Genomic DNA, 22,328 nt, shown 5'->3' with positions numbered 1-22,328 from the left:
TAGCGGTTGGCTTAAAAAGTCTCAAACATTTGATCGGTCCATTTTGCATAACATCTTGTCGGCACACAAAATTGCCCGCCGGGAACGATTGTGACGCTACCCTCTTGAGCGTGGCGCGAGATCAGGCCACGATCCGCTCATGCCTATTTTTGCCGTCCCGCTGCTACTTGCCGCCGCCGCCCCTTATCCTGCTCCGTCTTCGGTTCGCCTGAAGGCGGACGTCACCGAGATGGTTGGCTTCGGTACGCGTCACACCGCGTCGATCACCACCGACCCGAAACGCGGTATCGGTGCCGCCCGAAACTGGGCCGCGAGCCGGTTCCAGGACATCGCCGCGACGTGTGGCGGATGCATCACTATCGATCGCATCTCGCGACGCTTCACCGGGCCTCGCGCGCCGACCGGCGTGGTAGTCGAGGACGTGCTCGGGATTCAAAAAGGACGTGATCCCAATCGCGTCGTGATCGTCGGCGCGCATATCGACAGCCGTGTCACCGACGTGATGAACGTGACGTCGGATGCGCCCGGCGCGAACGACAATGCGTCGGGCGTCGCGCTGGTGCTGGAGGCGGCGCGACTCCTGTCGCAACGCCAGTTCGATGCGACGATCGTCTACGCGGTGTTCTCGGGCGAGGAGCAGGGCTTGTGGGGCGCCGAACTGCTCGCCGATACCGCCAAGGCGCGCGGCTGGCAGGTGTCGGCGATGCTCAACAACGACATCGTCGGCAACACGGTCGGGCAGGGCGGCTTACGTGTCGCCGACAAGGTCCGGGTGTTCTCCGAAGGCATTCGCGCATCCGAGGATCTGGTCGCCCAGCAGGGCCGCCGAGCCGAGGGCGGCGAGGATGACGGCCCCAGCCGTGCGCTGGCCAAGGCGATCGACGGTATCGCGCGCGACATTCCTGGCGGTCTCGACGTGATGATCGACCGCCGGCCGGATCGATTCGGCCGTGGCGGCGATCACGAGCCGTTCCTGAAGCTCGGCTACCCCGCAGTGCGGTTCTCGGTCGCGGCCGAGAACTGGGATCGCCAGCATCAAGACCTGCGCACCGAAAAGGGCGTGGTCTACGGCGACACGATCGAGGGCATGGACTTTCCGTATCTTGCCAAGGTGACCGCGATCAACGTCGCGACGTTGTCGCGGATTGCCAGCGCTCCCGCGGCCCCTGAAGACGTGTCGATCGCCGGGGCATTGTCCCGCGATACGACGGTAAAGTGGACTGCGGTACCGGGCGCTGCGGGCTACCGCGTGCGGTGGCGTCGCAACGATGTGCAGCGCTGGGCGGAGACTCGCGACGTTACCGGGACCGGGACTGTCCTGACGCAGGTACCGGTGGACGACAATTTCGTCGGCGTGTCCGCACTTTCGGCAACCGGCGCGGAAAGCCTCGTCAGCTTCGCCGGACGCGACCGCCGACCGACCCGGTAACCGCCCATCGGTCGCCTAGGCGGCGGCCGATGCTTTCCAGCGACCATTCGCAAGCGCGCGCGCTTGTTCGACGGGCATAGGGCGACCGAAATAAAAGCCCTGGACGTTGGTGCAACCGAACGCCTGCGCCATCCGGTGCTCGGCTTCGGTTTCGACACCCTCCGCGGTCGTGTCGATGTCGAGGCTCCGGGCGAGCGCGATCACCGCGTGGACGATCGCAACCGCTTCGCGCGTCCCGGCGGCAGCATCACGGACGAAGCTCCGGTCGATCTTGATCGACGAAAACCGCGTGCGACTGAGATAGCCCAGCGACGAATGGCCGACGCCGAAATCATCGAGACTAAGCCGCACGCCCATGTCGAGCAGCCGCTCCAGGACCTTGGTCGCGCCGAGCGCCTCGGTCAGGAATACGCTCTCGGTAACCTCCAGTTCGAGGCGATCCGCGGACAGTCCGGTGTTCGCCAGCGCGGAGGTGACCGTCGTCACGAAATTCGGGTTCTGGAGCTGGTCGGCGGACACGTTGACCGCAACGCGGATGTCGGACGGCCATTTTGCCGCTTCCTCGCACGCCGTCCTCAGCGCCCACGCCCCGATCGGCGCGATCAGGCGCGCGTCCTCGGCAAGTGGAATGAACTTTTCCGGGGCGATGACGCCGAACCGCGGACTGGTCCAGCGCAGCAACGCCTCGAACGCGACGAGCCTTTCGCCAAGTGCATCGACGACCGGTTGATACTTGAGGTGCATCTCGCCATTTTCGAGTGCCGTGCGCAGTGCCATTTCGAGGACACGCCGCTCCTCCGCCTTCACGTGCAGTTCCGGCTCGTAGGTTCGATACACCCCGCGGCCGGCATCCTTGGCACGGTAGAGGGCGAGATCGGCGGAGCGGACGAGCATTTCCGCCGTGCGTCCGTCGCGCGGGCCGATCGCGATGCCGACGCTGGCGCCGATATACAGCGTGTGGGCGTCGATCTCATAGGGTCGCGACAGCGTCTCGATGATCCGTGCCGCAAGGTCGTCGATCGCACCCGCATCGCTCGCGCCCCGCACGATGACCGCGAACTCGTCGCCGCCCAGCCGCCCGCACAGGCTGCCGTCCCCCATCAAGGCCTCGAGCCGCTCGGACACGCAGCCGAGCAGGCGATCGCCGATCGGATGGCCGAGCGTATCGTTGACCGCCTTGAACCGATCGAGATCGAGCATCATGAACGCGTAGCGACCACCCCAGCTGTCGGCTTCGGCCATCGTCCTGACGAGCGTCTCGTTGATCATCAGCCGGTTGGGCAGCCCGGTCAGCACATCGAACCGCGCCATCCGGTTGATCCGGTCTTCCGACGCGCGAAGCTCAGTAATGTCCGACGTGACGCCGCGAAATCCGTAGAATTCGCCATCGTCGCCAAACCGGGGGGAGGCGGCGATTTCCCACCATCGCAGGTCACCGTTGATCGTCACCGGCAGGCGGACGTCGCGGAAGCTGTCGCGGCGGCGCAATTTCTCGGCAAGCGTCCGGAGTTCGGGTGCGAACTCCCCACTGTCCCAGCTCGGGCCGGCCAGCAATTGCAGCAACGGCATCCCGTCGATCTCACCGGGATCGAGCCCGCACGCGACCGCGAATCGCGACGACGCGCGAACGATCCGGCGCATCGCGTCGGTCTCCCACAGCCAGTCCGCGCCGGTATCCTCGAACTCGCGGAGGAGCAGGCTCACGGTCTCGTCGCGTTCGTTCAGCGCGATCTCGTTCGCGCGGATCAGGACGAGGGCGCGGGCACGGCTGATGCATCCCGCCATCAGCACCAGCGTGAAGCCCAGGATACCGATCGCCGCCGATGTCGTACCGGCGATCAGCAACTGGATGACCATCGACGCGCCGAGATATCCAAGGAAAATCAGCGTCGCGAGCGTCAGCGGCGCCATCGCGAATGCCGCGGCCGTCATCAATAGCGTCAGCGTGATGCCGAGCCCGGCGGTCGTGCCCGAGGGAGCATGCGTACAGAACAGGATCGGTACGCATGACCAGCCGAGGCCGAGCGCCAGGCCCTCCCAGCCGGTCTTGCGCAGGTCGTGGACACTCGCCTGGCTTTCACCAGTGTGCGGGACGGCGAGACGCCGGAACGCGACCGCGACGGCGATCGCGACGAGCAACGCGGACCATGTCGTGACCTGCCACGCAGGGATCGTCGCGCTGACCAGGAACCCGGTGGCCAGTACCGCCGCCAGATTGGTCGAGAGCAGGACCAGTGCCATCTTGCGGCCGTCGAACAACTGCGCGGCACGGATGCGGCTCCATTCGACATGGTCCGCCCCGCCACCGCGAAGCCCCATCAATCTGAAGAGATCGACGGCCACGCGGCGTGACGGAGAAGGCGGTGCAGAGCTCACGGCGTCGGTCATAGGTCCGCTTGGTTATCAGATCGTTCTTATCGACCAGCGTGACTGTAATTTAGTTCGATCTGGATCAATCTACGCCGTCGTGGACGTCCTTGCATAGTTTCATTCGCGTGTCAGCGATGGCGGCGTGACCCGCCGCCCGTCTCAGGCAGGGCGGTCTCAGGCTGCGATGTCGTACGGCTTGATGTCGCCGCTGAGATACAGGTTGCGCGCCTTGGCCCGGCTGAGCTTGCCCGACGAGGTGCGCGGCAGGGTACGCGGCGGGATCAGTTCGATCAGGCAGTTCATGCCCGTCACCGACCGCACCCGCTCGCGGATCTCGTCGCGCAGGCGCAGGCGTTCGGCTTCGTCGGAGCTGCGGCACTGGACCAGCACGGCGGGGGTTTCCTCGCCACCGGGCGTGGTGATCGCGAACGCCGCGATGTCGCCCGCCTTGAAGCCGGGGAGCTGCTCGACCGCCCATTCGATGTCCTGCGGCCAGTGGTTTTTGCCGTTGACGATGATCATGTCCTTGGCGCGACCGACGATGTAGATGTAGCCGTCGGACATATAGCCCATGTCGCCGGTATCGAGCCAACCGTCCGCCATGCACGCCTCGGTCGCGGCGTCGTCGCGGAAATAGCCGACCATCACCGACTTGCCGCTGCACCACACCTTGCCGATCGCGCGATCGGGGAGCGGCGTGCCGTCCTCTTCGCGGATCTCGATTCGCATGTCGCGAACCGGCTTGCCGCAGTTGACGATCGCACGGTAGCGCTGCGGTCGGTCACCGCCACGCGATCCACCCGAAAGCTGCGTTTCCTCGACCAGTTCGACGCGGATGCCTTCGCCCGGCGGCATCAGCGAGACCGCAAGCGTCGCCTCGGCGAGACCATAACTCGGCAGGAATGCGCTCGCCTTGAAGCCGGCATCGGCGAACGCGTCGACGAACGACTGCATCACGTCGGGACGGATCATGTCGGCACCGTTGCCCGCGACGCGCCAACGCGACAGGTCGAACCGGTCGCTGGCCTTGGTCTGCGACGACATGCGGCGCGCGCAGATATCGTAGCCGAAGGTCGGCGAATAGCTGAGCGTCGTGCCTTCGTTGCGGCTGATGAGATCGAGCCACGCGAGGGGACGGCGCGCGAAATCCTCGGTCTTGAGGTAATCTGTGGAGACCTGGTTGGCGATCGGCGACAGGAAGCAGCCCACCAGACCCATGTCGTGATACCAGGGCAGCCACGAGACGCAGCGATCGGTGTCGCAGACTTCCATGCCGTGGCTATGCGCGGCGAGGTTGTTCAGAAGCGCGGCGTGGGTGATGACGACGCCATGCGGGAAGCGCGTCGAGCCGCTCGAATATTGCAGATACGCGATGTCATCGGGCTTGGCCTCGGGCAGCGTCGCCACGGGGGCCTCGCGGGTCGCGAACTCGGACCAGTCGATCCCGACGGTGCCCGACAGGCGCGCGGCCTCGCCCGCCATCTGCGCGAGTTCGGGCGGGAAGATCAGCATCTTCGGGTCGCAGCTCGCAAGCTGGACGCGGAGCTGTTCGATGTACGAGTCGCGGCCGCCGAACGAGGTTGGCAGCGGCAACGGCACGGGCCACGCACCGGCATAGACGACGCCGAAGAACAAGGCGGCGAACTCGGGGCCGGTCTCCGCGACCAGGGCAATGCGGTCGGCAGGAGCGACACCGGCGGCGATCAGGCGGTCGGCCATCGCACGGGCGTCGGTACGGAGTTGCGAATAAGGGTAGGGCTGCGACAAGGTGCCGCGCGCGTCGTGGAAATTAAGCCCGCGGTTACCGCTGGCGGCGTAATCGAGCGCTTCGCCCAAAGTGCCGAAATCTGCGAAGCGGCGCGGCAGGGCGTCTTGGGTCGGCGTCGCAACGATTGCCGCTACGGTCATGCCGTCCTTGTTAGCCGTGTCGGTCGTCATCGCAGTTCCTGCCTTGGTTCGTCGCGGTGCTCGAACTCACCACGCCTATCTTCAGTCTAGCCGTTCAACTTCGGGTGCCAGTGTGGCACAATGATGGCGTGACCAATGATAGCCACAGCGAAGGCAACGCGTTTCCCCCGCCGCTGGATGCCGGCGACCGGGAAAACGGCGCGTTCGACGATAACGGCGGCACGAAGCGGCGCGGCGGCAAGAACTGGGGCAAAGGTGGCGGGAAGGGCAGCGGCAAGGAGCGCGGCAAGGACCGGTTGCGCGAACGTCCTGCGCCGAAACCGCTTGATGCCGCGGCACTTGAGCAGATGGCGCTGCGCTATGTCGAGCGGTTCGCGACCACGCGGGGCCGCCTGACCGATTACCTGATGCGGAAAATCCGCGAACGGGGCTGGGACGGAGGCACCAGCGCGGCGCTGGCCGAGCCCGGCGAACTGGCGCAGCGGATGGCCGATCTCGGCTATGTCGACGACCGTGCCTTTGCCGAACAACGCGCTGCTGCGATGCAGCGACGCGGGTTGGGCGCTCGTCGAGTCGCGGGGGCGTTCCGCGAGGCCGGTATCGATGAAGGCGATGCGGAGTCGGTTGCGCCCGCCATCGCCGACCGCGCCGTCGAATCGGCACTCGCCTTCGCACGACGCAAGCGAATCGGCCCCTACGGCACGGGGGATGGCGACCGAAAACTTCACGAAAAACAGCTCGCGGCGATGCTGCGGGCGGGGCACCGATTCGATCTTGCACGCAAAATTGTTGCTGCACCGCCGTCCGACAGCCCCGAATCGATGGATTTCGACTGAGCATCGCAACGGATTCATTGCGACTGCGACGAACCGTGCTAGCAAGGCGTTCAGGGGTGTAACAATGCGTAACGACACGCAGCAGGTGCTGACATGCCGGTAGAGGTGGGGCCAGTGGAAGCGGGAACGACGACGCTCGAGGGTGTCGGCGCGGGTGTTGGCGCGGCCGAAACGCGTGCGATCGGCGGCGTCATCAAATGGTTCGACGTCACGCGCGGGTTCGGCTTCGCGGTAGCGGACGACGAGACCGTCGGTGATATCCTCGTGCACTTTTCCGTCCTGCAGGCGCATGGCCGCCGCAGCCTCCCCGAAGGTGCGCGCGTCGAGACGCTGTCGGTCCAGCGCGGCCGCGGGTTCCAGGCGCGCGAGATCCTCTCGATCGATCTGACCAACGCGGTCGAGGAGCAGGTCCGGGCGCCGGTTTCGCCCGATCGGATCGATCCGATCGCGATGATCGACGCGGCGGGACCGTTCGAGGCAGCGTCGGTGAAATGGTTCAACCGGTTGAAGGGCTATGGCTTTCTGGTACGGGGTGCCGATGGCAGCGACATCTTCGTCCACATGGAAACGCTGCGCCGCGCCGGGATCGAGACGGTCGAACCCGACCAGCCGCTCCGCGCGCGCGTGGTCGAAGGGCGTAAGGGGCCGCTTGCCGTCGCGGTCGAAGAGGATCTCGGATGACATTCGTTGCGAAGGCCGTGTTGGCCGCGGTGCTGGCGCTGGGCGTTGGCGCCGGGGGTGTCGCGTACATGAATAGCCGCGCGGACTCGGACGTGGCCGCGGTCGCTACGCTGCCGCTGACGATCAAGAGCGCGAACGGGACGCATGCGTTCAAGGTCGAGAGCGCGAAGACGGAGGCGGAGCAGGCGCGCGGACTGATGTTCCGCACCGACCTGAAGCCCGACGGCGGGATGCTGTTCTGGCCGTATCCCGCCAAGGGTGGCGAGCCGGTGGTGGCGAACTTCTGGATGAAGAACACGCCGAGCTCGCTGGATATCATCTACATCCGTGCGGACGGGACGATCGCGAGGATCGCCGAGAATGCGGTGCCGTTTTCGGAAGCGCCGATCCCGTCGGGCGAGCCGGTGGGGGCCGTGCTGGAACTGATGGGCGGCCGCGCTGCGGAATTGGGGATTGCCGAGGGTGATCTGGTGACGTGGGACAAGACCGCGAAGTAGGCGCGCGAACCGTTCGACCAATGCCACCACCACGGCGAAGGCCGGGGCCCAATTGGGAAGGTCGCTGTAATGTCGGACAGCGCTTCGTTAGCGACGTTCCCCAATTGGGCCCCGGCCTCCGCCGGGGTGGGATATGTGACTGGCCGATGTCTCCAGCCAAGTGTTTCCCCGCGAAGGCGGGGACCCAGACTGGGCTCCCGCCTTCGCGGGAGAACAAGAAAGCGGGAACCGTTGCAGGCCAAAGCGTTAAACGGCGAACTCCACGATCCCCCCCCGGCAGGGGGAGGATCGTTTAGAGGGGAACTCGACACCTTCCACTCATCATCAAGGTTGAAGCCCGCCTCCACTCGGGTTAAGCGCCAACCATGGGCTTTCTCGCATCGACTTTCACGTGGTGGAACGGCGCCACCCTCGGCACCAAATTCGGCTTGCGCAGCATGGCGAAGAAGGGCGAGGACGCGCTCGGCAACGTCTATTACGAAGGCGGCAAGGACACCGCCGGTAACCCGCGCCGCTGGGTGATCTACAAAGGTGCGACCGATGCGAGCCGCGTGCCACCGGCGTGGTTCAGCTGGCTGCATCACCAGGTCGACGACGTGCCCGATCGCGCATTGCCGCCGATCCGTGCGTGGCAGAAGCCCGCCGTGCCGAACATGACCGGTACCGCGCTCGCTTATCGTCCTGCCGGTGCGCTCGAAAAGGGTGGCCACCGCGCCGCCGCGACGGGCGATTACGAAGCCTGGACGCCCGAAGGGTGATCATGCGCTGGCTCGCCGCGGCCGTGTTGGTCGTGGCGTTGGTGGTGGGCGGCTGGTTCGGATATCGCGCGCTCACCACGCCCGCGACGAAGGTAGCCGCGGTTCAGCAGGACCTGCCGGGCGCTGACGAGCAGGGTAATTCCTCGATAGAGACGATCGATACCGGTGCTGCAGCGATCGCCAATGGCGGCACGCCGATGGCGCAGCGCGTCGCGGTGCTCGGGCTGCTCAACAAGCGTAACGGCGAAACCCGCGAAGTGCGGCTTAAACCCGGCCAGGCGACGCGGATGGGCGACGTCGTGTTGCGGCTCCGTGCGTGCGAACAGACCGCTCCGTGGGAGCAGGAGCAGCTGACCGGCGCGTTCGTGCAGGTGATGGTGCGCGGCGTAGACAAGCATTGGCGGCGGACGTTCTCGGGCTGGCTGTACAAGGAGCGCCCCGCGCTGAACGCGGTCCAACATCCGGTCTACGACGTCTGGACCAAGAGCTGTGCGATGACTTTCCCGGAGACCGGCCCCGATACTGCGCCGCCCGCCGAAGCCTTGCCGGCCAAGCGATCGAGCGCACGGAAATCGCCGGCTGCGGCGGATACACCAGCGCCGGAGGATGGCTTGAGTGCGCCGTCGAGCGCTGCACCCAGCAACGCGACGTAATCCGCGCGGTCGATCTCGATCGCGCCGAGCGAGGCGAGATGCGAGGTCTGGAACTGGCAATCGAGCAGCGTGAAGCCGCCGGTCCGCAGCCGTGCGACGAGGTGTGCGAGCGCGACTTTCGAGGCGTCGGTGGCGCGGCTGACCATGCTTTCGCCGAAGAATGCGCGGCCGAGCGACAGGCCGTAGAGCCCGCCGACGAGCTTGCCGCCGTCCCAGCACTCGACCGAATGCGCGAACCCCATGGCGTGGAGCGTCTGGAAGACGCGCTCGATGCCGTCGTTGATCCACGTCTCGGGGCGGCCCTCGACGCTTTCGGCGCAGAGCTGCACGACGCGCTCGAACGCGGTGTCGACGGTGACCTGGAACCGGTCGGCGGCGATCGTCTTCCTGAGCGAGCGGGAGAGCTGGAAGCCGTCGAGCGGGAGGACGGCGCGGCGGCGGGGCTCGACCCAGTACACGCTGGCGGCGTCGCGGCTGTCGGCCATCGGGAACACGCCGACCGAATAGGCGCCGAGCACGAGTTGCGGGTCTAAAACGTCGCTCATGCGGTGAGCCGGTGTTCGATCCGGCGCCAGAGGTCCGCAAACGCCTGCGAGGCAGCGGACTTCGGCGCGAATACCCCGACCGGCGCACGCTTGACCGCCATCGACTCGATGTTGCTCGCCATCGGGATGACCGGCCAGTCGGGGTGGCGGGCCAGCGCCTCGGCGTGCAGCGCACGACGCTTGTCGACCATCACGTGGACCGGGAGCAACGGCGTGCGACCGCCAAGGTGCTGGACCACCGCGTCGTATGCGCGGGTCGACAGCGGCGAGGGGATGACGGGAATGACGATCAGGTCGGCCGCGCGCATCACCTGGTCCGCAGTCTCGGTCAGTCCCGGCGGACAGTCGAGGATCACGCGGTCATAGGCAGCAAGTTCGAACAGGAGCTTGGCGAGCCGTTTCTTCTTGTCCATCTCGTGGAACAGCTGGTCGAGCCCACGCAGCGATGCGTCGGCCGCGATCAGGTCGAGATGCGGGTAGGCGGTCGGCCGCGCCTGCTTGGCGACCGCGACGTCCTTCGAGAACATCGCCTGTGCCTGGTCGACTTTACCCCCGGCTCCATGGGGTCCACCGAGTACCCAGGTCGACGCCGCCTGCGGATCCAGATCCCAGAGGAGCGTCCGGCGCGCCGACAATGTCGCGGCGCACCAAGCCAGGTTCACCGAAAGCGTCGTCTTCCCGACGCCGCCCTTGAGGCTGTAGATCGCAACGGTTGCCATCAGGCTAGCGTGCCGGTCCGCGGCGGTGAGGGCAAGGGTGTGCAGCGCAAAGAAAAACGGCCAGCGGATGATCCGCCGGCCGTTTCGTCATTCGTAAACGTAGAAACTTACGCGTGGCAGGTCTGCGCCGACTTGCCGGGCGCGGTCAGCGTGACGCTCGATTCGTCGCCGGTCATCGACCAGCCGCCCTCGGCGGTCTTCGGCGAACCAGCAACGTCCGACTTCAGCGTCGTCGCGGGGCCGTCCTTCTTGGTCTTGACGACCGCCTGCTTGTCGCCCTGGAAGAACGTCACGTAGAGCAGGCTGTTGTCCTTGCAGCGCAGCGTCTTCTCGGACTTGATCGCAGGCGGCAGCTCGACCGGCGCGGCGTTGGCGAGCGTGTTCGCCATCGGATCGGGATTGCTGTCCAGCACCTCGGGCGAGGCGGGCTTGGAGTTGCAGGCTGCCAGCACGAGCAGCGCGGCGACGGCGGTCATGGGGAGGATTTTCATAGCGGGACCTCGCTTCGCGCATGCAGCATGGAGCGTCAAGGGCTATGGTTTGCGGTACCATCGCATAGCGGCGAATAGGGCAGTATGTATGACGGGTAAGATGTCCGCGCTCACTCGTGCAGCGGACGGTCCTGCTTGGCTACGTCATCCTGCGACTGAAGTCGTTCTTCGACCATCGCCAGCGGAGTCGCGATATGCGCGGCGATCAGGGTGTCGCCGAGCGCTTCCATCAGGTCTGACGCTTCCGACAACAAGGCCAGAGCCTGCCGATACTGTTCCATCATCCCGCTCCCGCCAGTTTCGAACTTACTAACATAGATCAAATATTGGTTGTAATGAACACGACATGAAAAGCATGTCATCCGCTTGGGATGTTCGCGTTGGCGGCGTTTAATCGTGCAAACTTTCGCTCGCTTGCTCTGGGCGGGGCACCACGCCACATAGCGCGCATGCATACGACACCCGACACGCTCGCCCTGATTGGCAACACGCCGCTTGTTCGTCTGAGAGGTCCCAGCGAGGCGACCGGCTGCGATATTTTCGGCAAGTGCGAATACGCGAACCCCGGCGCGTCGGTGAAGGATCGCGCGGCATTGTTCATCGTCGAGGATGCGGAGCAGCGCGGATTGCTCCAGCCCGGCGGGACGATCGTCGAGGGCACCGCGGGCAATACCGGGATCGGCCTCGCGCTCGTCGCCAACGCGAAGGGCTACAAGACGATCATCGTCATGCCCGAGACGCAGAGTCGCGAGAAGATGGACACCTTGCGCGCACTGGGTGCCGAACTGGTCCTGGTCCCCGCTGCGGCGTTTTCGTCGCCGTGCCATTTCGTCCATACCTCGCGGCGGATCGCGGAGGAGACACCGGGTGCGATCTGGGCGAACCAGTTCGACAACACCGCCAATCGCCGCGCGCATATCGTCGGGACTGCCGAGGAGATCTGGGCACAGATGGACGGGCGGATCGACGGCTTCACCTGCGCGGCAGGCACCGGCGGCACGATCGCCGGGGTTGGGCTCGGACTGAAGGCGAAGGACGAAAGCGTCTGCATCGCGCTCAGCGATCCGCATGGCGCGGCGCTGTATAACTATTACGCGCACGGGGAGCTGAAGTCGGAAGGCTCCTCGGTCGCCGAAGGGATCGGGCAGGGGCGTATCACCGCGAATCTGGAGGGGGCGCCGATCGATACGCAGTTCCGGATTTCCGATCGGGAGGGGTATGCGTGGGTCCGACGGTTACTCGACGAGGAAGGGCTCTGCCTCGGGTTGTCGTCCGGGATCAACGTCGCTGGCGCGGTGGCGCTGGCCAAACACCTGGGACCCGGCAAGCGGATCGCGACGATCCTGTGTGATACCGGCTTCCGCTATCTCTCGACGTTGTACGATCCCGAATGGCGTCAGGCGAAGGGCCTTGCTTGAGCGGTATGGTTCCCGAGAATCGACAGAAGCGCGGTAGTCGGGTATCGAGGTAGGGCAAGATGAAGTTACCCCACGAACCTTCCCAGACCATGCAGCGCATCAAGGTCGGCATGATCGGCCTCGCCGCGGTCGTGCTGCTGATCGGTCTTGCGAGCGCGATCATCGGCTCGACGAATCGCGAACGGCCGGTCGCGACCGCGGGTACCGCGCAGGCGAACGTAGTGGCGAACATGGGCGTCTCGAACGTTACCGAAGCCGCCGGAGCGGGTGAGCCGCTCGCGGAGATGGGCGTGGCGCCAAGCGCCAACGCGCAGGCACCCGCGCAGTAATCTGCTGCCTCCTTGCTCCTCTCCCTGGAAGGGAGGGGCTGGGGGTGGGTTGGTTTCCGCATACCTGAACGCGAGTGGCGCGATCGGCCCGACCCACCCCCGACCCCCCTTTTCCAGGGAGGGGAGAGCGTTACCCCTTAGTAACATCTGGCGTGCGTTGGCTTCGACCATCTGAGAAGCTTCCGCACTTCATCCCCGGATATCCCCAGTAGTCAAAACAGTCGGCAGCACTTTCACATCCAGTCTGCCCGCAAATCCCCCCAGACTGAGCATCGAAATTGCGGTGAAATCCGTCCAATCCCCAAAAATCCCGTTGCGTCCCCGAAGCGCTATGGTAGATGGAGGTTAATACAGGGGCATTTTCATCGTTCGCTGAAAACGCGGTCGAAACGTAGCGATGGCTGCTTTTCGAAGCGGTGAAGCGTGCGCGCCAGTTCGAAGGGTTTTGGCGTGTCGGTACGGGGTCGCTATCAAGGAGACGGCATCGGCCTTGTCGACGACAAGGGCCGGGTAGCCATCCCCTCGGCACTCCGCACGATGCTCTCGGCAAATGCGCCCAAGGCGAACGGCAAGGACGGCGGGACCATCATCATCGGCGCGCATCAGAAGAATCGCTGCCTGGTCGCGTATGATCCCGGTTACGTCGACATCCTCGCCGAGCGCCTCGATCGCCGCGAATCCGAGAATCCTGCCGAGAACGGCGAATACGACTACAACATCAAGCGCGCCGCCGCGTCCGGCGAAGCGGTGCCGTTCGACGGCTCCGGTCGCTTCATCATGCCTGCGTTCCCGCGCTTCTATGCGGGCATCAAAGGCCATGCGTTCTTCTACGGCGTGCTCGACTACATCGAGATCTGGGACCCCGCGACGCTGATCGCCACCGACGGCATGCCCCCCGTCGTCAAGGAGATGGCGCGCTTCTACATGGCCGAGAAGGGGGTGCAGCTGTGAGCACTCCTGAAGCTCCCCATGTCCCCGTCCTGCTCGAAGAAGTCCTTTCCTCGCTTTCCCCCGAGCCCGGCGAGACGATGGTCGACGGCACGTTCGGCGCGGGCGGCTACACGCTGGCGCTGCTCAAGTCGGGCGCGCGGATCGTCGCGTTCGATCGCGATCCAGACGCGATCGCCAATGGTCGCGCGATGGAAGAAGCCGAAGAAGGTCTGACGCTGATCGCCGCGGACTTCTCGGCGATGGCGTCCGAACTCGAATCGCGCGGCCTTGCCCCGGTGGACGGCGTGACGCTCGATATCGGCGTGTCGTCGATGCAGCTCGACCAGGCCGAGCGCGGCTTCTCGTTCCAGTCGGACGGCCCGCTCGACATGCGGATGGCGCAGGCCGGCATGTCGGCGGCGGACTTCGTCAACGAGGCGGACGAGAACGAGATCGCCGACGTGCTGTATCAATATGGCGACGAGCCCAAGTCGCGGCGCGTGGCGCGCGCGATCGTCGCGGCGCGCCCGCTGACGCGGACCGGCGAGCTGGCGCACATCGTCCGCCGGGCGCTCGGCTACAAGGCGCACGACAAGAAGGACCCCGCGACGCGCGCGTTCCAGGCGATCCGGATCCACGTGAACCGCGAGCTTGGCGAACTGGCCGACGGGCTGCTGGCGGCCGAACGCGTGCTGAAGCCCGGTGGTCGGCTCGCGATCGTGACGTTCCACAGCCTCGAGGACCGGATGGTGAAGCGCTTCCTGCGCACGCGGTCCGGGGGCTCTCCTTCAGGGTCCCGTCATCTTCCGCAGGTGAAAGCCGTTGCGGAACCTAGTTTTTCTCATGTCGGCCGCGGTGTTCGCGCCGGCGAGGCCGAGATCGCACGCAACCCGCGCGCGCGCTCGGCGACATTACGGACGGCGCGGCGGACCTCCGCGCAACCCTGGACGGAAGAGGTGACGACATGACGGCGGCGTATCGGATGAAGGGTGTGGGCTGGTTCGGGGGCTGCGTGGCCGTCGTGCTCGGTTTCTACCTCGTGTCGCTGCAGGTCGCCGCCGAGCGCAAGAAGCTGGAGGCGGTCAATGGTCAGATCCGCTCCGCGCAGCGCGATATCCGCGCGCTGGAAACCGAGTTCGACACGCGGGGCAATCTGGCCCAGCTCGAGCGCTGGAACGGTGATACGCTGGCGCTGTCGGCGCCGACGGCGGGCCAGTTCGTCGTGAGCGAGGCCGCGCTCGCGGCGCTCGACGTCAACAGCCTGCGCGCGGACGGGGTCCAGACCGCCGCGCTGCTCGTGCCGTCGGGGGCGGGGTCCGTCGTCTCCACGTCGATCGTGCCGGTGACCGCTGCTCCTGCCGTGGTGAAGCTTGCGCCGGTGCAGATGGCGCAGGTCAGCGCACCCCGCGCGATGAACGTCGCGATCCAGGCTGCGTCGAAGACCGCGCTCAAGCCGGTCGTGATCCGCGCGTCGGTATCGACGCCGCGCTCGGCCGAGGCCGCACTCGTCCGCGCCGCCAAGACCGAACGCCTCGCCGCCGTCGCCAAGGTCCGTCCGCAGGCAGTGGCGATGCTCGACCGCAAGCTCCTGTCCGACACGACGCTGGGTGACATCATGAGCGGCGCCCGCTCCGAGAGCCGTAAGCGGCGGTGACCGCCTTGGTCGCCCGGCCCGTCTCGCAGCAACGTAGCGCCAACCAGCGTCATGCACTGGTGGCGACGGCGCACACGCGCCTGATGATGCTGATGTTCCTGTTCGGAGCAGCGGTGCTGGTGGTGGTCGGTAGGCTCGGGATGCTGGCGGTGCAGGCGTCGCTCGCCGATCCGCAGGCGCGCTCGGCAGCGATCGCGGCGCGCGGCGACATCGTCGATCGCAACGGCGCACCGCTCGCGCGGACGATCGATGCGTGGACGATCGCGGTACACCCGAAGAAGCTGATCGGCGATCCGACCGAGATCGCCAGCAAGCTCGCCGCGCTGATGCCCGAGGCGGGCGACCAGGCGCATTATTATGCGCTGCTGACGTCGGGCAAGAGCTTCATCTATCTCCAGCGGCGCGCGTCGCCGGCGTTGGTCGAGCAGGTCAATGCGATCGGCGAGCCGGCGATCGTGTTCGACCGCGATACGCAGCGACTGTACCCACAGTCGACGATGGCGGCGCATGCGCTCGGCTTCCTGTCGACCGCGGGCCACGGCATGAGCGGGATGGAGCGCGTGCTCGACGAGCGGCTGACCAATCCCGCGCTCAACGGCACGCCCGTCGCGCTGTCGCTCGACAATCGCGTCCAGGCGGCGATGGAGAGCGAACTCGGCCGCGCGATGACGACGTTTTCCGCGCGCGGCGCTGGCGGTATCGTCCTCGACGTGGCGACCGGCGAGGTGATCGCGATGGTGTCGCTGCCGACCTTCAACCCCAACCGCGTCGGCATGTCGGGCAGCGAACAGCTCCGCAACATCACGACGCAGAGCGTGTTCGAGCTCGGCTCGACGTTCAAGCCGATCACGATGGCGACCGCGATGGACACGGGTGTCGTCACATCGTTCGCGCGGCGCTTCGATGCGACGCATCCGCTCCAGGTCGGCCGCTTCACGATCCATGACGAGCGCGGCGATCCGAAGCGCTGGCTCAACATGGCCGAGACGCTGATCTATTCGTCCAACATCGCCACCGCACGTGTCGCCGACGAGGTCGGGCCCGCGAAGATGCAGGCGATGTTCAAGAAGCTTGGGTTCGACACCAAGCCCGATATCGAACTGCGCGAAAAGGGCCGCCCGTTGTGGCCGAAATACTGGGCGCGGACGACGACGATGACCACCGCCTACGGCCACGGCATCGCGGTGACCCCGCTGCATCTGGCGAGCGCGTATGCGGCGCTGGTCAATGGCGGGATCTGGCGGCCGGCGACGTTATTGAAGGTCGCGCCCGGGCATGCGGTTGCCGGTCGCCGCGTCATCAGCGAGCAGACCAGCGCGCGGATGCGGCAGATGCTTCGGCTGATCGTGCAGCGCGGTACGGGTCGCAAGGGCGATGCGCCGGGCTACCGGGTCGGCGGCAAGACCGGGACGGCCGAGGCGGCGGTGTCGGGCGGCTACGATCATTCGCGCAACGTGGCGACGTTTGCCGCGGCGTTCCCGATGGATGCGCCGCGCTATGTCGTGCTGGCGATGCTCGATTCGCCGCTCGGGACGAAGGAAACCGCCGGGTGGAAGACTGCGGCGTGGAATACCGCGCCGGTGGTCGGCCGGACGATCTCGCGCGTCGGTGCGATTCTGGGCGTGGTGCCCGACGCGCACCGCGACATCGACGTGTCTGACATCCTGCCGACTTTGTGGCAGGACCCGTCGCGTACACAGCCGACCGGGCAATGAGGACTATTGCATGAAACTCGCAGCGCTGACCGACGGGACGGAAGAGGCGCAGGTGACGGGGTTCGCGATCGATCACCGCAAGGTCGCGCCGGGCACGGTGTTCGGCGCGTTCGAAGGCGCGCGCGTCAACGGTGAGGACTATATCGCCGACGCGATCCGCTCGGGCGCGATCGCGGTGGTCGCGCGGCCGGGACTGACGGTCGAGGGTGCCACCTACATCGCCGACGACAACCCCCGCGAGCGGTTCGCGCAACTGGCCGCGAAGTTCTTCGCGCCGTTTCCCGAGACGTCGGTGGCGATTACCGGGACCAATGGGAAGACGTCGTGTGTCGAGATGACCCGGCAGCTCTGGCGGATGGCAGGGTTTCATGCGGCGTCGATCGGGACGCTGGGGGTTACGACGGCCGACGAGCGGGTGACGACCGGGCTGACCACACCGGATGTGGTGACGTTCCTGTCGAACGTGGCGGGGCTAGCACGAGAGGGTGTGACGCACCTCGCGTTCGAGGCGTCGAGCCACGGTCTGACGCAGTACCGTACTGAGGGCCTGAAGGTCGCTGCGGCGGCGTTCACCAACCTCAGCCGCGATCATCTCGACTATCACGGCGATATGGCGGCGTATTTCACCGCTAAGATCCGGTTGTTCTCCGAAGTGCTCTCGACGGACGGTGCGGCGGTGGTGTGGGCTGACGATCCTCAATCGGCACGGGTGATCGACTTGGCGAGGGAGCGCGGCAACCGGCTGATCACGGTGGGGACGCAGGGCGAGACGTTGCGGCTCGTCGGACGCGATCCGACGCTGCTTGGGCAGGGGCTGACGATCGAGGCTGACGGCCAGACCTACAAGGTGACGTTGCCGCTCATCGGCGCGTACCAGGCGGCGAACGCGCTGGTGTCGGCCGGGCTGGTGATCGCGACCGGGGGCGATGTGGCGGCAACGATCGCCAATCTTGCGCGATTGCAGCCGGTGCGTGGGCGGCTGGAGCGCGCAGTGATCGCGAAGTCGGGTGCCCCGGTTTACGTTGACTATGCGCATACGCCGGATGCTCTCGAAGCTGCAATCGCTGCGCTCAAGCCGCATGCTGGCGGCAAGCTGATCGTGGTGTTCGGGGCGGGCGGCGATCGGGACACCGGCAAGCGCGAGACCATGGGCCAAGTCGCGGTGCAACACGCCGACCGCGTTATCGTGACCGACGACAATCCGCGGACCGAGGACGCGCGCGCGATCCGCTGCGACGTCCTGAAGGGTGCGCGCGGGGCTGAGGAAATCGGCGACCGGCGTGCGGCGATCGGGGCCGCTGTGCGCGAGGCTGGGCCCGAAGATATCGTGCTGATCGCCGGCAAGGGGCATGAGCAGGGGCAGATCGTCGGGGACATGGTGCTCCCGTTCGACGACGTGACCGTCGCGCGGGAGTGCGCGGCGTGAGGGCGGCGACATCGTCATTCCCCTCCCGCTTGCGGGAGGGGCTAGGGGAGGGCGCGACGTACGTACTGGCGCCCGCTCTGTTTGATCAGCCCCTCCCCCGACCCCTCCCGCAGGCGGGAGGGGAGCAGTGAGTCTTTGGACTTCCGCGGAGATCGCGACCGCTACCGGTGGCGTGGCGTCAGGCGACTTCTCCGTCACTGGCGTTGCGTTCGACTCGCGTGAGGTTGGCCCGGGCGACCTCTTTGTCGCGATGAAGGGCGAGGCCAGCAATGGCCACCTGTTCCTCGATCAGGCCTTTGCCCAGGGCGCGGCGGGGGCGATCGTGTCCGAGCCTTGCGACTACCCGCACGTCCTCGTCGCGGACAGTTTTGTCGCGTTGCAGGCGCTGGGGCGGGCGAGCCGGGCTCGGAGCGGAGCGAAGATCATCGGCGTCACCGGTTCCGTCGGCAAGACCAGCGCCAAGGAAGCGTTGTTCGCCTGCCTCGACCGCGCGGCGCCCGGCGAGGTGCATCGCTCGGTCAAGAGCTACAACAACCACACTGGCGTTCCGCTCAGCCTTGCCCGCATGCCGCGGGACGCGAAGTTCGGCGTGTTCGAGATGGGGATGAACCACGCCGGTGAGCTTGCCGAACTGACCCAGCTCGTCCGGCCGCACATTGCGATGATCACTGCGATCGCACCTGCGCATACCGCGTTCTTTCCCGACGAGCGCGCGATCGCCGATGCCAAGGGGGAGATCTTTGTCGGGCTCGAACCGTACGGGACCGCGATCGTGCCCTATGACAGCCCGCACCGCGATCGGCTGCTTGGCCACGCCGCACCACACGCCGCGCACATCGTGACGTTCGGCAGCGAGAAGGGCGCCGATGTCCGCGCGATCGAGGCGATGCGGCTGCCGACCGGGGGGACGTTCGTCACTGCGCGGATGGGGCAGGGGGCCGAGCACGAGCTGAGCTTTACGATCGCGCAGCCCGGCGCGCACTGGGTGTCCAATGCGCTTGGCGTGCTGGCGTGCGTGCAGGCGGTCGGCAGTGATCTGGGACTCGCCGGCCTCGCGCTGGCCGAACTCGGTGGCCTGCAAGGTCGCGGTGCACGGTCGCTGGTGACCGTCGGCGAAGGGCAGGTGCTGGTGATCGACGAGAGCTACAACGCCAACCCCGCTTCGATGCGCGCGACGCTCAGCGTCCTTGGCCATGAGCCCGGTCGTCACATCGCGGTACTCGGCGAAATGCGCGAACTGGGCGAGGGCTCCGACGACTATCACGCCGCCCTCGCCGAGCCGATTCTCGCCGCGCGCGTCGAAATGGCGCTGCTCGTCGGTGAAGCGATGGCACCGTTAGCGCAGGTGCTTGAGGGACAGATCGAAACCGTCCATGTGGGCGACGCTGCGGCCGCGCTCGCGTCGTTACGGACGATCCTGGCGCCGGGCGATGTCGTGCTCGTCAAGGGATCGAACGGGGTGGGCCTCGCCCGCGTCGTGGCTGGTCTTCAAGCTGGCCTCAAAGGCGGGATTAACTGAATGTTGTACTGGCTCGCCGAGCATCTGGGGTTTCCCGGCCTGCTGAACCTCATCCGTTACCAGACGGTGCGGACCGGCGGTGCCGTCGCGACCGCGCTGATCATCGGCCTTATCATCGGGCCGAAGTTCATCGGCTGGTTGCGCGTGCGGCAGGGCAAGGGGCAGCCGATCCGCGCCGACGGCCCGCAGTCGCATCTGTCGAAGCGCGGCACGCCGACGATGGGCGGGCTGATGATCCTGACCTCGATGTGCCTCGCGATCTTCCTGTGGATGGACCTGAGCAATCCGTATGTCTGGGCGTGCGTGTTCGTGACGCTGGGCTTCGGGACGATCGGGTTCCTCGACGACTATGACAAGGTGCGTAAGGCGAGCACCGCGGGGATCAGCGGGCGGACGCGGCTGCTGCTCGAGTTCGCGATCGCCGGGATCGCCGCGACGATCATCATGTCGCAGAACGGGCCGCATCTGTACCTGCCGTTCACCTCGCGCATGTACCTCGATCTCGGCTGGTTCTTCCCGGTGTTCGCGGCGTTCACGATCGTGTCGTTCGGCAATGCGGTGAACCTCACAGATGGGCTCGACGGGTTGGCGACGATGCCGGTGATCATCGCCAGCGTCGCGTTCATGGTGATCGTGTACCTGGTCGGGAACGTGAAGTTCGCCGATTACCTCGGCATCCCGCACGTCCCTCGCGCGGGTGAACTGGCGATCTTCTGTGGGGCGATCGTCGGCGCGGGGCTCGCGTTCCTGTGGTTCAATGCGCCGCCGGCGGCGGTGTTCATGGGCGATACCGGGTCGCTGGCCTTGGGCGGCGCGCTGGGGACGATCGCGGTCGTCGCGCATCACGAGATCGTGCTGGGGATCATCGGCGGGTTGTTCGTGATCGAGGCGCTGTCGGTGATCATCCAGGTGTTCTTCTACAAGCGCACCGGCAAGCGCGTGTTCCGGATGGCGCCGATCCACCATCATTTCGAACAGCTCGGCTGGGCCGAGGCGACGGTGGTGATCCGGTTCTGGATCATCGCGCTCGTGCTGGCGCTGGTCGGCCTCTCGACGTTGAAGCTGCGGTGATCGTTGCGCAGGCTTGGCGCGGGAAACGCTATGCGGTGCTGGGGCTGGCGCGGTCCGGGGCTGCGACCGTGCGGGCGTTGGTGGGTGGCGGGGCGCAGGTCGTTGCGTGGGACTCCGACGAAGCCAAGCGCGACGTCTTTGCTCCCTCTCCCCTTCGGGGAGAGGGACGGGGTGAGGGGCAGCCCAGCAGTGCTGCGCCTGGAACAGCCCCTCACCCAACCCTCTCCCCGGAGGGGAGAGGGCTTTTAGAAGTCGCACCGCTTGACGATCTCTCGGGCTTCGACGCTCTGGTCGTATCGCCGGGGGTGCCGTTGAACACGCACCCGCTTGCCGCAACCGCACGCGGCGCCAACGTCCCCGTCATCGGCGACATCGAGCTCTTCGCGCAGGCGCGGGGCGACCTACCTTCGCACAAGGTCGTCGGAATCACGGGGAGCAACGGCAAGTCGACCACCACCGCGCTTGTTCACCACATCCTCAAGACCGCCGGCATCCCCACGCTGATGGGCGGCAACATCGGCCTGCCGATCCTCGAACAGGAAGCGCTCCCCGAGGGTGGCGTCTATGTGCTCGAACTGTCGAGCTACCAGATCGACCTGACGCAGACGCTCGATTGCGACGTCGCGGTGCTGCTCAACATCACGCCGGATCATCTCGACCGCTATGATGGGTTCGAGGGTTATGCCGCCTCGAAGGCGCGGCTGTTCGCGATGCAGTCGGCCGAGCATGACGCGGTCATCGGCATCGGCGATGCGCCGTCCGCCGAGATCGAGCGCGGGCTGTCGGCGAAGGGCGAGCATCTCGCCAAGATCGCGCCGGGCGTGTGCATGGATCAGGGCAACTGGCCGACGCTTCAGGGCCCGCACAACGCCCAGAACGCACTTGCCGCGATCGCCGTGGTCAAGGCGCTGGGCGTCAGCGAGGTCGACATCGACCGTGGCCTCACGAGTTTCACGGGCCTGCCGCACCGCATGGAGCAGATCGCCTCGTACGCCGGCGTCGCCTATGTCGACGACAGCAAGGCGACCAATCCCGAGAGCACCGCGCCGGCTTTGGCCGCGTTCGACCGCGTCCATTGGATCGTGGGCGGGCGCGCGAAGGGCGACGACCTCGACGCCTGCAAGCCCGCCTTCGGCCACGTCGTCCACGCCTACACGATCGGCGAGGCTGGCCCGAAATTCGCTGAAATCCTGAAAGACTCCATGCCCGTCGAGAACGTCGGTACGCTGGACGCTGCCGTCCGAGCCGCCGCCGCAAACGCCAAGCCGGGCGACACTGTCTTGTTATCCCCCGCCTGTGCTAGCTTCGACCAGTTTCGCGATTACGAAGCGCGCGGGGCCGCGTTCCGCGCGGCGGTGGAGTCGCTGGCATGACCGATA

General features: G+C 66.4%; 21 protein-coding genes and 1 pseudogene. 16 read left to right on the top strand and 6 right to left on the bottom strand.

The features are described from left to right. Positions 1-139 precede the first annotated feature (139 nt). Positions 140-1,429, top strand: coding sequence for a M28 family metallopeptidase (locus ASE69_RS11890; protein WP_056486693.1), 1,290 nt, complete (start codon positions 140-142; stop codon positions 1,427-1,429). A 15-nt stretch (positions 1,430-1,444) separates the two neighbouring features. On the opposite strand, the gene ASE69_RS11885 is transcribed toward ASE69_RS11890, so the two are convergent. Together ASE69_RS11885 and ASE69_RS11880 are read right to left on the bottom strand one after the other, a co-directional pair. Further along, entirely contained in the window at positions 1,445-3,772 is a 2,328-nt protein-coding gene (locus ASE69_RS11885; RefSeq protein WP_321163575.1) for an EAL domain-containing protein, read from the bottom strand. 201 nt (positions 3,773-3,973) lie between these two features. Further along, positions 3,974-5,737 carry a fatty acyl-AMP ligase gene (locus tag ASE69_RS11880; protein ID WP_056486687.1) on the bottom strand — a complete coding sequence of 588 codons (1,764 nt, stop codon included), beginning with the start codon at positions 5,735-5,737 and terminating at the stop codon, positions 3,974-3,976. Positions 5,738-5,835: 98 nt separating this feature from the next. Between ASE69_RS11880 and ASE69_RS11875 the strand changes: the two genes are divergently transcribed. The 5 genes and pseudogenes from ASE69_RS11875 to ASE69_RS23265 all read left to right on the top strand — a co-directional run. After that, positions 5,836-6,543, top strand: a complete 708-nt coding sequence (locus ASE69_RS11875; RefSeq protein WP_321163574.1) for a regulatory protein RecX — start codon at positions 5,836-5,838, stop codon at positions 6,541-6,543. A gap of 93 nt (positions 6,544-6,636) precedes the next feature. Further along, positions 6,637-7,224, top strand: a complete 588-nt coding sequence (locus tag ASE69_RS11870; protein WP_082453080.1) for a cold-shock protein — start codon at positions 6,637-6,639, stop codon at positions 7,222-7,224. Between the two features lie 68 nt (positions 7,225-7,292). Next, a complete protein-coding gene (locus tag ASE69_RS11865; protein WP_235518645.1) occupies positions 7,293-7,721 on the top strand; it encodes a DUF192 domain-containing protein in 429 nt (142 codons plus the stop codon). 365 nt (positions 7,722-8,086) lie between these two features. Beyond that, on the top strand, positions 8,087-8,479 hold the full coding sequence (locus tag ASE69_RS11860; RefSeq protein WP_056486681.1) for an NADH:ubiquinone oxidoreductase subunit NDUFA12: 393 nt from the start codon (positions 8,087-8,089) through the stop codon (positions 8,477-8,479). 2 nt (positions 8,480-8,481) lie between these two features. Further along, a pseudogene (locus ASE69_RS23265) lies at positions 8,482-8,910 on the top strand (DUF2155 domain-containing protein); the annotation flags it as partial. A gap of 35 nt (positions 8,911-8,945) precedes the next feature. On the opposite strand, the gene aat reads toward ASE69_RS23265, so the two are convergent. From aat to ASE69_RS22100, 4 genes are all read right to left on the bottom strand, one after another. Next, on the bottom strand, positions 8,946-9,677 hold the full coding sequence (gene aat, locus ASE69_RS11850) for a leucyl/phenylalanyl-tRNA--protein transferase (RefSeq protein WP_056486676.1): 732 nt from the start codon (positions 9,675-9,677) through the stop codon (positions 8,946-8,948). Beyond that, complete coding sequence (locus ASE69_RS11845; RefSeq protein WP_056486673.1) at positions 9,674-10,396, bottom strand: ParA family protein; 723 nt, start codon at positions 10,394-10,396, stop codon at positions 9,674-9,676. The genes aat and ASE69_RS11845 overlap by 4 nt, the downstream gene beginning before the upstream one ends. Positions 10,397-10,503: 107 nt before the next feature. Beyond that, positions 10,504-10,872 carry a hypothetical protein gene (locus tag ASE69_RS11840; protein WP_253071991.1) on the bottom strand — a complete coding sequence of 123 codons (369 nt, stop codon included), beginning with the start codon at positions 10,870-10,872 and terminating at the stop codon, positions 10,504-10,506. 125 nt (positions 10,873-10,997) lie between these two features. Next, the gene (locus ASE69_RS22100; RefSeq protein ID WP_156362309.1) at positions 10,998-11,168 is read right to left on the bottom strand and encodes a hypothetical protein; all 171 of its coding nucleotides are present in this window, start codon (positions 11,166-11,168) and stop codon (positions 10,998-11,000) included. A gap of 168 nt (positions 11,169-11,336) precedes the next feature. On the opposite strand from ASE69_RS22100, the gene ASE69_RS11835 reads away from it, so the two are divergent. The 10 genes from ASE69_RS11835 to murD all read left to right on the top strand — a co-directional run bounded on the left by ASE69_RS11835 (position 11,337) and on the right by murD (position 22,322). Further along, complete coding sequence (locus ASE69_RS11835) at positions 11,337-12,305, top strand: cysteine synthase A (RefSeq protein WP_056486667.1); 969 nt, start codon at positions 11,337-11,339, stop codon at positions 12,303-12,305. An 89-nt stretch (positions 12,306-12,394) separates the two neighbouring features. Beyond that, a complete protein-coding gene (locus ASE69_RS11830) occupies positions 12,395-12,634 on the top strand; it encodes a hypothetical protein (protein WP_082453078.1) in 240 nt (79 codons plus the stop codon). A gap of 423 nt (positions 12,635-13,057) precedes the next feature. Next, positions 13,058-13,585 (top strand): division/cell wall cluster transcriptional repressor MraZ, encoded by a 528-nt coding sequence (locus ASE69_RS11825; RefSeq protein WP_235518592.1) that lies wholly within the window; start codon positions 13,058-13,060, stop codon positions 13,583-13,585. Continuing rightward, the gene (gene rsmH, locus ASE69_RS11820) at positions 13,582-14,532 is read left to right on the top strand and encodes a 16S rRNA (cytosine(1402)-N(4))-methyltransferase RsmH (protein WP_056486662.1); all 951 of its coding nucleotides are present in this window, start codon (positions 13,582-13,584) and stop codon (positions 14,530-14,532) included. Before ASE69_RS11825 ends, rsmH begins: the two co-directional genes overlap by 4 nt. Further along, positions 14,529-15,218: a hypothetical protein gene (locus tag ASE69_RS11815; protein WP_056060249.1), complete on the top strand. Its 690-nt coding sequence runs from the start codon at positions 14,529-14,531 to the stop codon at positions 15,216-15,218. The genes rsmH and ASE69_RS11815 overlap by 4 nt, the downstream gene beginning before the upstream one ends. Beyond that, positions 15,215-16,933, top strand: coding sequence for a peptidoglycan D,D-transpeptidase FtsI family protein (locus ASE69_RS11810; protein WP_056486659.1), 1,719 nt, complete (start codon positions 15,215-15,217; stop codon positions 16,931-16,933). The genes ASE69_RS11815 and ASE69_RS11810 overlap by 4 nt, the downstream gene beginning before the upstream one ends. A 10-nt stretch (positions 16,934-16,943) precedes the next feature. Next, positions 16,944-18,359, top strand: coding sequence for a UDP-N-acetylmuramoyl-L-alanyl-D-glutamate--2,6-diaminopimelate ligase (locus ASE69_RS11805; protein ID WP_056486656.1), 1,416 nt, complete (start codon positions 16,944-16,946; stop codon positions 18,357-18,359). A 127-nt stretch (positions 18,360-18,486) separates the two neighbouring features. Further along, a complete protein-coding gene (locus ASE69_RS11800; protein ID WP_056486653.1) occupies positions 18,487-19,878 on the top strand; it encodes a UDP-N-acetylmuramoyl-tripeptide--D-alanyl-D-alanine ligase in 1,392 nt (463 codons plus the stop codon). Next, a complete protein-coding gene (gene mraY / locus ASE69_RS11795; protein ID WP_056486650.1) occupies positions 19,879-20,949 on the top strand; it encodes a phospho-N-acetylmuramoyl-pentapeptide-transferase in 1,071 nt (356 codons plus the stop codon). It begins immediately after the preceding gene. Continuing rightward, a complete protein-coding gene (gene murD, locus ASE69_RS11790; RefSeq protein ID WP_056486647.1) occupies positions 20,946-22,322 on the top strand; it encodes a UDP-N-acetylmuramoyl-L-alanine--D-glutamate ligase in 1,377 nt (458 codons plus the stop codon). The genes mraY and murD overlap by 4 nt, the downstream gene beginning before the upstream one ends. The last annotated feature ends 6 nt before the right edge of the window (positions 22,323-22,328 follow it).

Origin of the sequence: Sphingomonas sp. Leaf208 (genome assembly GCF_001421415.1) — a bacterium.
In the GTDB taxonomy this organism is placed as follows: Bacteria; Pseudomonadota; Alphaproteobacteria; order Sphingomonadales; family Sphingomonadaceae; genus Sphingomonas.
Note: the sequence above shows the minus strand (reverse complement) of the source record. Positions and strands in the feature narration are given on the sequence as shown.